Source organism: Streptomyces sp. CA-210063 (genome assembly GCF_024612015.1).
GTDB lineage: Bacteria > Actinomycetota > Actinomycetes > Streptomycetales > Streptomycetaceae > Streptomyces.
Window position 1 is genome coordinate 1,705,992 of sequence record NZ_CP102512.1, and the last position, 14,278, is coordinate 1,720,269.

General features: G+C 70.9%; 10 protein-coding genes. 2 read left to right on the forward strand and 8 right to left on the reverse strand.

All coding sequences use genetic code 11. From position 1 onward, the window contains the following. Positions 1-9: 9 nt before the first annotated feature. The 7 genes from hydA to JIX56_RS07400 all read right to left on the reverse strand — a co-directional run bounded on the left by hydA (position 10) and on the right by JIX56_RS07400 (position 8,682). Positions 10-1,413, reverse strand: a complete 1,404-nt coding sequence (gene hydA, locus JIX56_RS07370) for a dihydropyrimidinase (RefSeq protein ID WP_257537956.1) — start codon at positions 1,411-1,413, stop codon at positions 10-12. Positions 1,414-1,516: 103 nt separating this feature from the next. After that, on the reverse strand, positions 1,517-2,359 hold the full coding sequence (locus JIX56_RS07375) for a nitrilase-related carbon-nitrogen hydrolase (RefSeq protein WP_257537957.1): 843 nt from the start codon (positions 2,357-2,359) through the stop codon (positions 1,517-1,519). A 155-nt stretch (positions 2,360-2,514) separates the two neighbouring features. Further along, entirely contained in the window at positions 2,515-4,080 is a 1,566-nt protein-coding gene (locus tag JIX56_RS07380; protein WP_257537958.1) for a PucR family transcriptional regulator, read from the reverse strand. 25 nt (positions 4,081-4,105) lie between these two features. Then, a complete protein-coding gene (locus tag JIX56_RS07385; RefSeq protein WP_257537959.1) occupies positions 4,106-5,392 on the reverse strand; it encodes an aspartate aminotransferase family protein in 1,287 nt (428 codons plus the stop codon). 121 nt (positions 5,393-5,513) lie between these two features. Further along, positions 5,514-6,356, reverse strand: coding sequence for a nitrilase-related carbon-nitrogen hydrolase (locus JIX56_RS07390; RefSeq protein WP_257537960.1), 843 nt, complete (start codon positions 6,354-6,356; stop codon positions 5,514-5,516). Between the two features lie 256 nt (positions 6,357-6,612). Continuing rightward, complete coding sequence (locus JIX56_RS07395; protein ID WP_257537961.1) at positions 6,613-8,250, reverse strand: hypothetical protein; 1,638 nt, start codon at positions 8,248-8,250, stop codon at positions 6,613-6,615. 156 nt (positions 8,251-8,406) lie between these two features. Then, positions 8,407-8,682 carry a helix-turn-helix domain-containing protein gene (locus tag JIX56_RS07400; protein WP_257537962.1) on the reverse strand — a complete coding sequence of 92 codons (276 nt, stop codon included), beginning with the start codon at positions 8,680-8,682 and terminating at the stop codon, positions 8,407-8,409. Between the two features lie 74 nt (positions 8,683-8,756). On the opposite strand from JIX56_RS07400, the gene map reads away from it, so the two are divergent. Together map and JIX56_RS07410 are read left to right on the forward strand one after the other, a co-directional pair. Continuing rightward, positions 8,757-9,542, forward strand: coding sequence for a type I methionyl aminopeptidase (gene map / locus JIX56_RS07405; RefSeq protein ID WP_257537963.1), 786 nt, complete (start codon positions 8,757-8,759; stop codon positions 9,540-9,542). A 252-nt stretch (positions 9,543-9,794) separates the two neighbouring features. Next, the gene (locus JIX56_RS07410) at positions 9,795-12,359 is read left to right on the forward strand and encodes an ATP-dependent Clp protease ATP-binding subunit (RefSeq protein ID WP_257537964.1); all 2,565 of its coding nucleotides are present in this window, start codon (positions 9,795-9,797) and stop codon (positions 12,357-12,359) included. Here the strand turns inward: JIX56_RS07410 and ggt are convergent. Next, complete coding sequence (ggt, locus tag JIX56_RS07415; RefSeq protein WP_257537965.1) at positions 12,352-14,157, reverse strand: gamma-glutamyltransferase; 1,806 nt, start codon at positions 14,155-14,157, stop codon at positions 12,352-12,354. The genes JIX56_RS07410 and ggt overlap by 8 nt on opposite strands. Positions 14,158-14,278 lie beyond the last annotated feature (121 nt).

Here is a 14,278-nt window from a genome sequence, read left to right on the forward strand (position 1 = left end):
GCTCCACTCCTAGTTGAGGTACTGACAGGTGGAGCGGGGGGTGTAGACGCCGTGCCCGGCGTGTCCGGTGTACTCCCGCTCGGTGATGACGAGTTCGCCGCGCGAGAGGACCGTCTCGACCCGGCCGGTGGTGCGCTTGCCCTCGTACGCCGAGTAGTCGACGTTCATGTGGTGCGTCTCGGCGGACATGACCTGCTCGGCGTGCGGGTCGTAGATGACGATGTCGGCGTCCGCGCCCGGCGCGATGGTGCCCTTCTTCGGGTACATGCCGAACATACGGGCCGGGGTCGCGCAGGCGATCTCGATCCAGCGGCGGCGCGAGATGTGCCCGTCGACGACGGCCTGGTGCAACAGGTCCATGCGGTTCTCGACGCCCGGGAGGCCGTTGGGGATCTTGGAGAAGTCGCCGCGGCCGAGTTCTTTCTGGCCGACGAAGCAGAACGGGCAGTGGTCGGTGGAGACCACCTGGAGGTCGTTGGTGCGCAGGCCGCGCCACAGCTTGGCCTGGTGTTCGCGCGGCCTCAAAGGCGTGCTGCACACGTACTTGGAGCCCTCGAAGTCCGGCTCCGCGAGGTTGTCCGTCGACAGGAACAGATACTGCGGGCAGGTCTCGCCGAAGACGTTGAGCCCCTCGTCACGCGCTCGGGCCAGCTCGGCGACTGCCTCCATCGCCGAGACGTGCACGACGTACAGGGGGGCGCCGGCGACCTGGGCCAGCTTGATGGCGCGGTGGGTGGCCTCGGCTTCGAGCAGGGCCTTGCGCACTTCGCCGTGGTAGCGGGGGTCGGTCTCGCCACGCGCCAGCGCCTGCTCGACGAGGACGTCGATCGCGATGCCGTTCTCCGCGTGCATCATGATCAGGCCGCCGTTCTCGGCGGAGCGCTGCATGGCGCGCAGGATCTGGCCGTCGTCGCTGTAGAAGACGCCCGGGTAGGCCATGAACTGCTTGAAGGAGGTGACGCCCTCCTGCACCAGCAGATCCATCTCCTTGAGGGTGTCCTGGTTCACGTCGGACACGATCATGTGGAAGGCGTAGTCGATGGCGCAGTTGCCCTCCGCCTTGGCGTGCCAGGCGTCCAGGCCCTCGCGCAGGCTGTGGCCGACGCTCTGCACGGCGAAGTCGACGATCGTCGTCGTACCGCCCCAGGCGGCGGCCCGGGTGCCGGTCTCGAAGGTGTCCGAGGCGAAGGTGCCGCCGAAGGGCAGCTCCATGTGGGTGTGGGCGTCGACGCCGCCCGGGATGACGTACTTGCCGGTGGCGTCGATGGTGCGTTCGGCGGTCCAGGCCTCCGCGGCGGGTGTGCCGCTGGCGGCGAGGGCGGCGACGCGGCCGTCCTCGATCAGGACATCGGCGTGGATCTCATCCGAGGCTGTGATGACGAGACCGCCGCGGATCACTGTACGGCCGCTCATTCGGTCACGCTCCGTTCGGTTGTCGGGAAAGTGCCGGTCGTCGGGGGCTGGTCGCGCAGTTCCCCGCGCCCCTTTCGGGCGCGGGGATACTGGACCTTGCTGATTACGGCGCCGTCAGCGGGCCGTACGCGTCCGGGCGGCGGTCGCGGAAGAACTGCCAGCGGTCGCGGACCTCGCGGAGCTTGGCCAGGTCCAGGTCGCGGACGACGAGTTCGGTCTCCTTGTCGCTGGCCACCTCGCCGACGAACTGGGCCTCCGGGTCCACGAAGTAGGAGGTGCCGTAGAAGTCGTTGTCGCCGAGCTCCTCGACGCCGACGCGGTTGATCGCGCCGATGAAGTACTCGTTGGCGACGGCCGACGCCGGCTGCTCCAGCTGCCACAGATAGCGGGACAGGCCGCGCGAGGTGGCCGACGGGTTGAACACGATCTCGGCACCGCCGAGCCCCAGCGCGCGCCAGCCCTCCGGGAAGTGCCGGTCGTAGCAGATGTAGACGCCGATCTTGCCGACAGCGGTCTCGAAGACCGGCCAGCCGGCGTTCCCGGGGCGGAAGTAGAACTTCTCCCAGAAGCCGGGCACCTGCGGGATGTGGTGCTTGCGGTACTTGCCGAGGTACTTGCCGTCCGCGTCGATCACGGCGGCGGTGTTGTAGAGGACGCCCGGCTGCTCCTCCTCGTACATCGGCAGGACGAGGACGAGGCCCAGCTCCTTGGCGAGCGTCTGGAAGCGTTTGACGATCGGGCCGTCCGGGATCTGCTCTGCGTACTCGTAGAACGCCTTGTCCTGGACCTGGCAGAAGTAGGGCCCGTAGAACAGCTCCTGGAAGCACAGCACTTGAGCACCTTGGGCGGCCGCGTCGCGGGCCGCCTGCTCGTGGACCTGGATCATCGACTCCTTGTCGCCGGTCCAGGCCGTCTGGAAGATGGCTGCGCGGATGACTCTGCTCATCGGGACCTCCGGTCACTCGGTGTGCAGCGAGCGTAGAAAGCCCGGAGATCGGGTTTGAGTTGCACGGTGTCACGTCTGCGGGCCTTTCCCGTTCCACCGTGTCACCTCTTCGCGGGCGCATGTTTCACCGCCGTTTTCCCAGGTCCCGGCATGTTTCAACCCTGTTGCGCGTCGTGGGCGAGGAGGGCGATGTGGACGGACGCGGCCTGTTCGAAGTCGTCGAGGTCCACGCCGAGGCGGGCCTCTATGGCCTCCAGGCGGCGGTAGAGGGCGGGCCGGCTCACGTGGTGCAGCTGAGCGGTGTGCGACTTGTTGCGGCCGGTCGCGAGATAGGTCCGCAGCACGGGCAGCAGATCCTGCTCGGCGTGCCCGTCACCGCACAGCAGCCCGTCCAGCTCCCGCTCGGCGAAGGCCTGTACGTGCGGGTCGTCCCGCAAGAGCCGGATGAGGCCGCGCAGATGGACGTCCCGCAGCCGTACGACGACCGGCAGGTCGAGTCCGGCCGTCGCCGACTGGGCGACGGCGTCCGCCACATGCCGCGCCTCGCGCAGCCCGCCCGGCACGTCCTCCCAGGTGACCCGCGCCTCCGCGGCCGCGACGACCGTCCTGCGCACGCCCGACTCCGACCGCAGCCGGGTCGCGAAGTGCGTGGTGAGCGCGGCCGCGTCCTGGTCCCGGGCGAGGCTGAGGAGTACGGCGGTGGCGCCTTCCGCCAGTTCGGCGACGAGCCCGGACAGGCCCAGCATCCGCAGTACGCGGTCGAGTTCGGCCGGGTCGCCGTCCCGCACGACGAGCGGCACGAAGGTACGGCGGTTGACCGGGAGCCCGGCCGCCCGTGCCCTCGGCAGCAGTTGGCGGGCCGGTACGACCCCGGAGACGAGGTCCGTGAGGAGGCTCTGCGCGGACTGCTCCTCCCACGAGTGCACCGAGCCGCCGAGCATGCGGTGCAGGACGAGTGCTTCGGCGGCCCGGTCGGCGAGCAGCCGCCCGGTGGCGGTGTCGCCGCGGTACCCGCACAGCACGATCTGTCCCCAGCGCTCCCCGCGCCCGCCCAGCTCGGCCCGCACCCAGCCGTCGCCCTCGCTGCCGCCCGCCTGCCGGGAGATGCGTTCCCAGTCGCGCAGCACGTCGTCGACCGCCGAGCGTTCCCCCGCCGTGGCGAGGACGCGGTGGGCGAGGTTGGTGACGACGAGCGGACAGCCGGCGTGCTTGGCGATCTCGTCGAGCAGCCGTTGCAGCGGGGCACCGGCCGTGATGAGCCCGGTGAGTGCCGTCCGTACGGCCTCCGAGAGACTCACGGCCGCGAACTTCCGTCGTACGAGCCGGGACTGGACCTCTTCGGTCAGCTCGGCGAAGGGGAACGGCCGGTGCAGCACCACCATGGGCAGCCCGCACCGTTCGGCCGCCCGGCGCATCACGTCGGGCGGCGTCGGGAAGGCCCGGCCGAGACCGAGGACGACCGCCGCGGCCTCGGCCCGGTGCAGCGAGCGGATGTACTCGGCCTGGGCCTCCTCGTTCCCGGCGAGCAGCACGCCGGTGGTGAGGACCATCTCGCCGCCGCTGAGCATCACGCCCACGTCGGGGGCCTCGGCCACGTGCACCCAGCGCACGGGCCGGTCGAGCTGGCCGGCCCCGGCCACCACCTCGGGCTCTCCGGCGAGGACCCGGTCCAGGTTGAGGACCTGGCGTACCGAGAGAGCGGGTTCCAAGGCGGTGGTCATGGCGCTGTTTTCCTTACATCTGGCGTTACTGGATGCTCCTCAGAGCACGTTCGAGGGCGTCGGCGCCCTCCTCGGCCTCGGCGACGGTCAGCGACAGCGGGGGCGCGATACGCAGCGCGCTCGTGTTGTGGCCGCCGCCCTTGCCGATCAACAGGCCCTCGCGGCGGGCGGCTTCGAGGACGGCGGAGGCGGCCTCCGGGTTGGCTTCGTCGGTTCCGGGCCTGACCACCTCGATACCGATCATGAGACCCCGGCCGCGCACTTCCTTCACCACCGGGATCTGCGCGGTGATCGCCCGCAGCCGCTCGATGAGCAGTCCACCGACGCGCCGCGCGTTGCCCTGGAGGTCGTGTTCGACCAGGTAGTTCAGGTTGGCGAGGCCGGCGGCCATGGTGATCTGGGTGCCGCCGAAGGTCGAGATCGAGTTGCTGTCCAGACAGTTCATGACCTCGGCGCGGGCGACGACGCCGCCGATGGACATACCGTTGCCGATGCCCTTGGCGAAGGTCATGATGTCCGGCGGCCCGTTCTGGCCGTGCGCCTGCCAGCCCCAGAAGTTGTCGCCGGTGCGGCCCCAGCCGGTCTGTACCTCGTCGGCGATCCACAGCACGCCGTGCCGCCCGAGCACCTCGCGGAAGGCCGCGTACAGGCCGTCCGGCGGTGAGGTGAAGCCGCCGACGCCCTGGATCGGCTCGGCGATCAGCGCGGCCGGCGGGCGGCCGTGGCCGAGCAGGTCCTCCAGGTCGGCGACGCAGGCCGTGATGAAGTCGGCGTCGCTCAGGTCGGCGTACGGGCCGCGCGTCCGGACGCCACCGTGCACGTACAGGGTCTGGAGCGGTGACAGCGAGGTCGGCGACCAGCTCTTGTTGCCGGTGATGCCGACCGCGCTGAAGGAGCGGCCGTGGTAGCTGTTGCGCATCGCCAGGATCTGGTTGCTCTGCCGGTACGTCGTCGCCAGCATCAGCGCGGTGTCGTTGGCCTCCGTGCCGGAGGTGGTGAAGAAGACGCGGGCGTCCGGGATGCCGGACATCTGGGCGATCCGCTCGGCGAGTTCGACCATCGGCCGGTTGAGGTAGAGCGTCGAGGAGTGGATGATCCGCCCGGCCTGCTCGCTCACCGCCTTGGAGACCTCGGGCAGCGCGTGCGCCGTCATCGTGGTGAGGATGCCGCCGAAGAAGTCGAGGTACTTGTTGCCCCGGGCGTCCCAGACATGGCGGCCCTCGCCGTGGGTGATCTCCATCGGGTCCGCGTAGTAGAGCGCGAGCCAGTCGGGCAGTACGGCCTTGTGGCGTCCGAGCAGTTCGTCGGTCACGGCTGCACCACTCCTTTCACTGCTGTACGGGTTCTGCGTGTGTCACGGCTGTACGTGCCCACGTCAGGGCTGTAGGAGTCCCTCGTACTCGGTCACGGCTGTAGGAGTCCCTCGTACGCGGTCACGGCTGTACGAGTCCCTCGTACGCGTCGGGCCGGCGGTCCCGGTAGAACGCCCACTGCGTGCGTACGGCCTCGATCAGGTCGAAGTCCAGGTCACGCACGACAAGTTCCTCGGCCTGGTCGCTCGCGACCTCGCCGACGAACTTGCCGCGCGGGTCGACGAAGTACGAGGTGCCGTAGAAGTCGTTGTCCCCGTACTCCTCCACGCCGACCCGGTTGATCGCGGCGACGAAGTACTCGTTGGCGACGGCGGCCGCGGGCTGCTCCAGTTGCCAGAGATGCGACGACAGGCCTCGGTGGGTCGCGGACGGGTTGTACACGAGCTGGGCGCCGTTCAGGCCGAGCTGGCGCCAGCCCTCCGGGAAGTGGCGGTCGTAGCAGATGTAGACGCCTACCTTGCCGACGGCCGTGTCGAAGACCGGCCAGCCGAGGTTGCCGGGCTTGAAGTAGTACTTCTCCCAGAAGCCCTTGACCTGGGGGATGTGGTGCTTGCGGTACTTGCCGAGGTAGGTGCCGTCGGCGTCGATCACCGCCGCGGTGTTGTAGTAGAAGCCGGACTGCTCGACCTCGAAGACCGGGACGACGATCACCATGCCGGTCTCGCGGGCCAGCTCCCGCATACGCGTGACGGTCGGGCCGTCGGGCACGGATTCCGCCCAGGCGTAGTGCTCCGGTTCCTGGACCTGGCAGAAGTAGGGCGTGTTGAAGACTTCCTGGAAGCCGATCACCTTCGCACCCTGCCGGGCCGCCTCGCGGGCGTGCTCGATGTGCTTGGCGACCATGGATGCGGTGTCGCCGGTCCAGGTCGCCTGGACCAGGGCGGCGCGTACGACGTTGGCCATGTCAGCTGCTCCTTCGACGGGGACGTCAGAGAGCCTCTACGCCCGTAGACGCAGGCCGTAGAGGCTTGAAACTAAGCCCCGTCGACGGGCTGGGCAAGACCATCGTCGTCAACCGACCGAGTCGATCAGGTTTCGCACTCCAGTGGGTGATTACCCCTGTGTTTCGTATGCCGAACCGGCAGCTCCCGCGTCGGTCGCCAGGTACGGGCCAGGTGCGTCACGTGCGTCACACGTGTCTGGTGGTGCTTCGGCTGCGTCAGGTGAGCCCCTGTACGCGCAGCGCGTGCACCACCTCGCGGTAGCGCTCCTCCGAGACACGGCGTGCCGCCGCCAGCACCAGGGGCGCGAGCCGCTGGGGTTGGACCTCCGCGCTGCGCGCCGCCTCCTCCGGCGTACGCACGCGCACATATACGTCGAGCAGCGCACGCGCCTCCCGCTCACGCCCCTCGACGACGAACCCGAGCACCGCCTCGCCGATCTCCTGGGCGGGTCGCGAGACGCCCTGCCGCAGCATCTGCTCCCCGTCCGAGGCGCGGCCCACCGCGGTCAGGGCGTCCGCGACCGCGACCAGCCGGTCGGCGGGCAGTGAGCCGGCCTCCCACAGCAGGGTCGCCCAGTCCGCGCCCAGACCCGCGCGGTGCATGTCGGCCGCGAGCAGCGGGAACCGGGCGGCGGGCCAGTACGCGACCTCCACGAGCAGAGCGTGCGCCTCCCCGCTGCGCCCCTCCCGGCGCAATCGCAGCAACTGCTCCACGGTCCCGGTGACCTCCCGACGAGCCTCGTCCTCCAGCGGCTGGCGCGCCTGCGGCTGCTTCGGCGCCGCCACCTCGGCCTGTGCCGCGACCCCGGCATAGCGGGCACCCCGGGGGGCCCGCCCCTTGCGGCCGGCGGCCGGCGCGGCCTGGGGAACGACGGCGGGCGGCGCCTCCTCGGCTTCCATGGCCCCGGCGAAACGGGCACCCCCTCGGGCCCGGCGCTTGGAGCGCTGCTTGGCGGGAACCGGGGCGGCGGGTTCCGGGTCGGGGCTCTGTGGTTCGGGCTCGGGGGTGGTACGGGCGGGTTCCTCGGGGTCGGGGAAGGCGGCCACGTAGGTGTCGCGCCGGGTGTCGTGCGCAGGGCCGTGGTGGGTTGAGCTGTTGTGGGTGGAGTCGTTGTGCATGGGGCCGTTGTGCGCGGGGCCGTCGGGGGAACGGCTGTCGGGGGTACGTCCGCCGCCGTACCGGTCCCCAGCGGTACGGCCGCCGTGCTGCTGCTGGTCCGCGTGTATACGTCCACCGCCACGCTCCACCGAGTCGGCCGTACGCCCGTCCGCCTCCGGCACCCGGAAGACGTCCCCCACGGTGTCGCCCGCAACGCGCGCCGCGCCCCGCACGGGGTGGTGCGGGGCGCGGCGGTCGACGTCCTCGATGCGGGAGCGCAGTTCGGTACAGCGGGCCGTGGCTCGCTCGTGGTCGTCGTGGGCCCAGGCCAGGTCGAGGCGGAGGGAGTCGGCCTCCTCCTGGGTGGTGGCGGCCTGGAGCAGACGATTCAGCTCGGCGGTGCGTTCGGCGGCGTAGCGCTGCTCTCCGACCATCACGTCGAGCCGGTCACCGAGGGCCTCGCGGCCGCCGGGCCGGGAGTCGTACGCGGCGAGGGACGCGCTGTGCAGGGCGCGGGCGCGCTCGGTCTCCTGGGCCGCGGCGGCGGGACCGTACGCGGTGTTGAGGTCGTGCATGAGCGCTTCCACGACATCCCAGGGCGGCACCTCCAGGCCGTCCAGGCAGGCTCGCATGCCGTCGGGGTCGCGCTGCCAGAAGACGGCGCACCAGCCACCGCCCTGGTCTAGCTTGGTCATCAGCTTGTTCAGGTATCCCGCGAACTCCCGCACCTGACCCGGGAGTTGATCCACAGCCATCGCATACTCCCCGGCAGACTGGAGTGCTCCGGTCCGCAAGAAAACACCAGTTGTGTTACAGAAGGGCTACGCGAAGTTTTCAGAGCGGACGCAGTGTGCTGTGCGCGGTCATGTGAAGGCTGTGCGTGATGGGTTCAAGCCATTACGGTGGCCGACTCAAGCCACGGCGGCCGTGGGCACCACCGCGTCGGCCGGTGCGCACCGCACGACGAGGTCGTCCAGGGACAGGCCCAGCGTGCGGGCGAGGGCGGCGACCGTGAAGAAGGCCGGCGTGGGGGCACGGCCGGTCTCGATCTTCCGGAGCGTCTCCGCGGAGATACCCGCTCCGGCAGCGATCTCCGCCATGCTGCGACCACCGCGGGCCTCACGCAGCAACCGGCCGAACCGCTCGCCGCGTTCGCGCTCTTCGGGGGTCAGGGGGGTGCGCACCATGCCCCCATTCTAATACCGATCCCCTTCAACCGGACCGGTATATTAATTGGACGCCGAGCGGTATAGTAATTGGCATGGTGGAACTGAAGACGGATGCGTCGATGGACGCGATGTACGAGGCCGGGCAGGTCGTGGGGCAAGGGCTTACCGCGGTGCGGGAGGCCGCCGACGTAGGGGTCTCCCTGCTCGAACTGGACGAGGTGGCGCACGAGGTACTCCGCAAGGCGGGCGCCTCGTCGCCCTTCCTGGGCTATCGGCCCTCCTTCGCGCCCACGGCCTTCCCCGCGGTGCTCTGCGCCTCCGTGAACGACGCGATCGTGCACGGCATCCCCACCTCGTACCGGCTGCGCGACGGCGACCTCGTGTCCATGGACTTCGGCGCCGAACTGGGCGGCTGGGCCGGGGACTCGGCGATCAGCTTCGTCGTGGGCGAGCCGCGCGCGGCCGACCTGCGGCTCATCGAGACCGCGGAGCGCGCCCTCGCCGCGGGCATCGAGGCGGCCGTGGTCGGCAACCGCATCGGCGACATCGCCCACGCGATCGGCACCGTGTGCCGCGCCGCCGGGTACGGGATTCCCGACGGGTTCGGCGGGCACGGGATCGGGCGCCATATGCACGAGGATCCAGCGGTACCGAACGAGGGGCGGCCCGGGCGGGGGATGCGGTTGCGGCACGGGATGGTGCTGGCGATCGAGCCGATGCTGATCGGCGGGGGTACGGACGGTTTCCATGAGGCGGCGGACGGGTGGACGTTGCGGACGAATGACGGGTCCCGGGCGGCGCACGTGGAACACACGGTGGCCATCACGGACGCCGGGCCGCGCGTGCTGACGGATAGGGGGACGGGGGAGCGCCGTTGAGCTGCGGGTGATGGTGCGACTGCGGGTGCGTGGGGCTTCTCGCGCAGTTCCCCGCGCCCCTTGAAAGACACGGCCCCTGCGGGCCGAAAAGCACGGGGCGCAGCCCCTGCTTTTCAGGGGCGCGGGGCTGTGCCTGATATGCGGCTCCGCCGCGGGGCGCGAGCAACCACGACGCACCCGCAGCCACAAAATCACCGGCACCCCCACGACGCCCCCGGTGTAGCCGCGCAGCGACAGGGCACTCGGCAGCGAATGAACAACGGATTCCCGGGGCCCGAAGGCTACGGTCCGGACCCCTTCAGTGAGTTCTTCGCCCGTTTCTTCGGCGGTCCGCGCCCGCAACGGATCGAGATCGGGAGGCTGATGAGCGGCCAGGCCCGGCAGCTGGTGGCCGACGCGGCGGCGTACGCGGCGCGGCACGGAAGCAGTGACCTGGACACCGAGCATCTGCTGCGCGCCGCGCTGACCGCCGAGCCGACCCGAAGTCTGGTGGCCCGCGCGGGCGCCGATCCCGACGCGCTGGCCGGTGAGATCGACGAGCGGTCGGGCCCGGAGCGGCACAAGCCGGGCCAGGGGCCGACGCCCGCGTCGCTGGCCCTGACGCCGGCGGTCAAACGGGCCCTGCTCGACGCGCACGAGCTGGCCCGGGTCACCGGCTCCGGCTACATCGGCCCCGAACACGTCCTGAGTGCCCTCGCCGCCAACCCCGACTCGGCGGCCGGGCACATCCTGGGCGCCGCGCATCTGTCGGCCTCCGCGCTGCCACCCGAGGCAGCGGAGCCGTCGGCGGCGGGCACACCCACAGGGCTCCCGTCGCGCTCGGATCCGCCGCGCCGCGCACCCACGCCGACCCTCGACAAGTACGGGCGCGATCTCACCGAGCTCGCGATGCAGGGCCGTATCGACCCGGTGATCGGGCGGGAGGAGGAGATCGAGCAGACCGTCGAAGTGCTCTCCCGGCGCGGCAAGAACAATCCCGTGCTCATCGGCGAGGCGGGCGTCGGCAAGACCGCGATCGTGGAGGGGCTGGCCCAGCGCATCGCCGAGGGGGACGTCCCCGATGTGCTGGCCGGGCGCCGGGTGGTCGCCCTGGATCTGTCCGGGGTGGTCGCCGGGACCCGTTACCGGGGCGACTTCGAGGAGCGGCTGACGAACATCGTCGACGAGATCCGCGCGCACTCCGCGGAACTGGTCGTCTTCATCGACGAGTTGCACACCGTCGTGGGCGCCGGCGCGGGCGAGGGCAGCACGATGGACGCGGGCAACATCCTCAAGCCGGCCCTGGCGCGCGGAGAGCTGAACATCGTCGGGGCGACGACTCTGGAGGAGTACCGGCGGATCGAGAAGGACTCGGCGCTGGCCCGCCGGTTCCAGCCGGTGCTGGTCTCCGAGCCGAGCACCGGTGACGCCCTGGAGATCCTGCGCGGGCTGCGCGACCGGTACGAGGCCCATCACCAGGTCCGCTACACCGACGAGGCGCTGGTGGCCGCCGTGGATCTGTCCGACCGGTATCTCACCGACCGCCGGCTGCCCGACAAGGCCATCGACCTGATGGACCAGGCCGGGGCCCGGGTGCGGCTGCGCGCCCGGACGAAGGGGACGGACGTACGGGCGCTGGAGCAGGAGGTCGAACAGCTGACCAGGGACAAGGACCAGGCGGTCGCGGGCGAGCAGTACGAGCAGGCCACGCGGTTGCGGGACCGGATCGGCGAGTTGAGGCAGCGGATCGGCGCGGGACGCGACGAGGAGCGGGCCGACGACGGACAGAGTCTGGAGATCGGCGCCGAGGACATCGCCGAGGTCGTCTCCCGGCAGACCGGCATCCCCGTCAGCAGCCTCACCCAGGAGGAGAAGGAACGGCTGCTGGGACTGGAACAGCAACTGCATCAGCGGGTCGTCGGACAGGAGGAGGCGGTGGCCGTGGTGGCGGACGCCGTGCTGCGCTCACGCGCCGGACTCGCCAGCCCCGACCGGCCGATCGGCAGCTTCCTCTTCCTGGGCCCGACCGGCGTCGGCAAGACCGAACTGGCCCGCGCGCTGGCGGAGACCCTCTTCGGCAGCGAGGACCGGATGGTGCGGCTCGACATGAGCGAGTACCAGGAGCGGCACACGGTCAGCCGGCTGGTCGGCGCCCCGCCCGGCTACGTCGGCCACGAGGAGGCCGGCCAGCTGACGGAGACCGTACGACGGCATCCGTACTCGCTGCTGTTGCTGGACGAAGTGGAGAAGGCCCATGCCGATGTCTTCAACACCCTGCTGCAGGTCCTCGACGACGGCCGGCTCACCGACGCCCAGGGCCGCACGGTCGACTTCACGCACACGGTCATCGTCATGACCAGCAACCTGGGCTCGGAGGCCATCGTCCGGAGCGGGGCGGGGCTCGGCTTCTCGGCGGGCGGCGCCGAGGCGGCCGAGGAGGACCGGCGCGAGCGGACCCTGCGTCCGCTGCGGGAGCACTTCCGGCCCGAGTTCCTCAACCGCATCGACGAGATCGTCGTGTTCCGTCAGCTCACCGACGAGCAACTGCGGCGCATCACCGACCTGTTGCTGGAGCAGACGCGTCGTCGGCTGCACGCGCAGGGCGTCACCATCGAGTTCACCGAGCAGGCCGTCGACCGGCTCGCCCGCCACGGCCACCAGCCCGAGTACGGTGCCCGGCCACTGCGCCGCACGATCCAGCGGGAGGTCGACAACCCCCTGTCCCGGCAGCTCCTCGACGGTCGACTGCCGTCCGGCACCCGGTTGGTGGCGGAAGTGGAGGACGGGCGGCTCGCCTTCCGTACGACGCCGCCGCCCGCCTCCGAGCCCGCTACCTGACCGGGTGCACGACCATCGCCGCGCCACCCCCGCGCCGTACCGTCTCCGCGGCGGCCAGCCACCTGCCGTTCGACAGGCGCTGGACGGCGGTCGCCGCGCCGATCTCCGGGTTCTGCCGGAAGCCGTGCCCGATGGCTTCGAGTTCGGTCTTCAACGGACTGTTCCACAAGCCCGGTTCGAGTTCGGTGGTGGTCTGGTTGCGCTGGCTGGCGCGGGGCGCGGCGATCGCGTCGACCAGCGGCAGGCCCCGGTCGAGGAAGCCGGTCAGCGTCTGCAGCACGGTGGTGATGATGGTCGCTCCGCCCGGCGAACCGAGCGCCACCACGGGCTTGTCGTGCTGGTCCAGCACGATCGTCGGCGACATCGACGAGCGCGGGCGCTTGCCCGGACCCGGCAGGTTCGGGTCGTGCACGGCCGGGTTGGCCGGGGTGAAGGAGAAGTCCGTCAGCTCGTTGTTGAGCAGGAAGCCCCGGCCCGGCACGGTGATGCCGCTGCCGCCGGTCTGCTCGATGGTGAGCGTGTAGGAGACGACGTTGCCCCACTTGTCGGCGACCGTGAGATGGGTCGTGCTGTCGCCCTCGTACGTCGTCGGCGCGGCCGTACCGCCCGTCGCGCAGGCCGCCGGATCGCGCGGGTCACCCGGTGCGACGGGGCTGGTCAGCACCGCGTCGTCCTTGATCAGGCACGCGCGCGAGTCGGCGAACCTCTGCGACAGCAGCTCCTTCGTCGGTACGTCCTCGAAGGCGGGGTCACCGACCCAGCGGCCCCGGTCGGCGAAGGCGACACGGCTGGCCTCGATGTAGCGGTGCAGGTACTGGACGTCGCTCGCCTTCGAAAGGTCGGTCCGCTCAAGGATGTTGAGCGCCTCGGCGACCGTGGTACCGCCGGAGGACGAGGGGGCCATCCCGTAGACGTCGAGACCTCGGTACGTCGCCTTCGTGGGCACCTGGCGCTTGGTGCGGTAGGCGGCGAGGTCCTTGGCCGTCAGGTCGCCGGGGCGGGCGTTGTAGCCCGAACTCGGGTCCACCGGCGGCTTGTTGACCGTGTCAACGATGTCCTGGGCGATGCCACCCCGGTAGAGCGCGCCGGCGCCCTTGCGGCCCAACTCCGCGTAGGTGCGGGCCAGATCGGGGTTCTTGAGGGTCGATCCGACCACCGGCAGCCGGCCACCGGGCAGGTACAGGTCGACCGTGGCCGGGAAGTTCCGGAACCGGGCCTCGTTGGAGGCGGTCTGGGCGCGGAAGGTCGCGTCGACGGTGAAGCCGTCGCGGGCGAGCTTCTCGGCGGGCTTCAGCAGGTTGCCGAGCGGCTTGCTGCCCCAACTCCTCAGCGCCGTCCGCCAGGTCGCCGGGGTGCCGGGCGTGCCGACGCTCAGGCCGCTGGTGACGGCCTCCGCGAAGGGGATCGCCGTGCCGTTCTCCAGGAAGAGGCTCTCGTCGGCGCTCAGGGGCGCGGTCTCGCGGCCGTCGATGGTGTGCACCGTACGGGACTTGGCGTCGTAGTAGACGAAGTAGCCGCCTCCGCCGATGCCCGCCGAGTAGGGCTCGGTGACGCCGAGCGCGGCGGCCGTGGCGACGGCCGCGTCCACCGCGTTGCCGCCCTTGCGGAGCACCTCGATGCCGGCGGCGGAGGCGTCCGGGTCGACGCTGGACACGGCACCGCCGTAGCCGACGGCCAGCGGGGCCTTCTCGACGGTGTCCGTCGCGGCGGAGGTCGGCGGGGCCGCCCCCACCGACACCACGGCGGACGCAGCCGCCAGTACAGCCAGTTTCCGCGCGACAGGGCGACGCAGACGCATCCGTACCTCCAGTCAAGGACCGTGCGCGCAGACTAACCCGGTTGCCATGGTCCCGTCAGGAGGCACCCGAGGACGGTAAATCGGACAGGGATTCGGGCAGTGTTCGGCGGCGCCCGCTACC

What these genes read in the sequence shown, in the direction of transcription:
- JIX56_RS07380 (WP_257537958.1), bottom strand. Translation starts at nt 4,080, where the DNA reads ATGACCACCGCCTTGGAACCCGCTCTCTCGGTACGCCAGGTCCTCAAC.
- hydA (WP_257537956.1), bottom strand. Translation starts at nt 1,413, where the DNA reads ATGAGCGGCCGTACAGTGATCCGCGGCGGTCTCGTCATCACAGCCTCG.
- ggt (WP_257537965.1), bottom strand. Translation starts at nt 14,157, where the DNA reads ATGCGTCTGCGTCGCCCTGTCGCGCGGAAACTGGCTGTACTGGCGGCT.
- JIX56_RS07375 (WP_257537957.1), bottom strand. Translation starts at nt 2,359, where the DNA reads ATGAGCAGAGTCATCCGCGCAGCCATCTTCCAGACGGCCTGGACCGGC.
- JIX56_RS07400 (WP_257537962.1), bottom strand. Translation starts at nt 8,682, where the DNA reads ATGGTGCGCACCCCCCTGACCCCCGAAGAGCGCGAACGCGGCGAGCGG.
- JIX56_RS07390 (WP_257537960.1), bottom strand. Translation starts at nt 6,356, where the DNA reads ATGGCCAACGTCGTACGCGCCGCCCTGGTCCAGGCGACCTGGACCGGC.
- map (WP_257537963.1), top strand. Translation starts at nt 8,757, where the DNA reads ATGGTGGAACTGAAGACGGATGCGTCGATGGACGCGATGTACGAGGCC.
- JIX56_RS07395 (WP_257537961.1), bottom strand. Translation starts at nt 8,250, where the DNA reads ATGGCTGTGGATCAACTCCCGGGTCAGGTGCGGGAGTTCGCGGGATAC.
- JIX56_RS07410 (WP_257537964.1), top strand. Translation starts at nt 9,795, where the DNA reads ATGAACAACGGATTCCCGGGGCCCGAAGGCTACGGTCCGGACCCCTTC.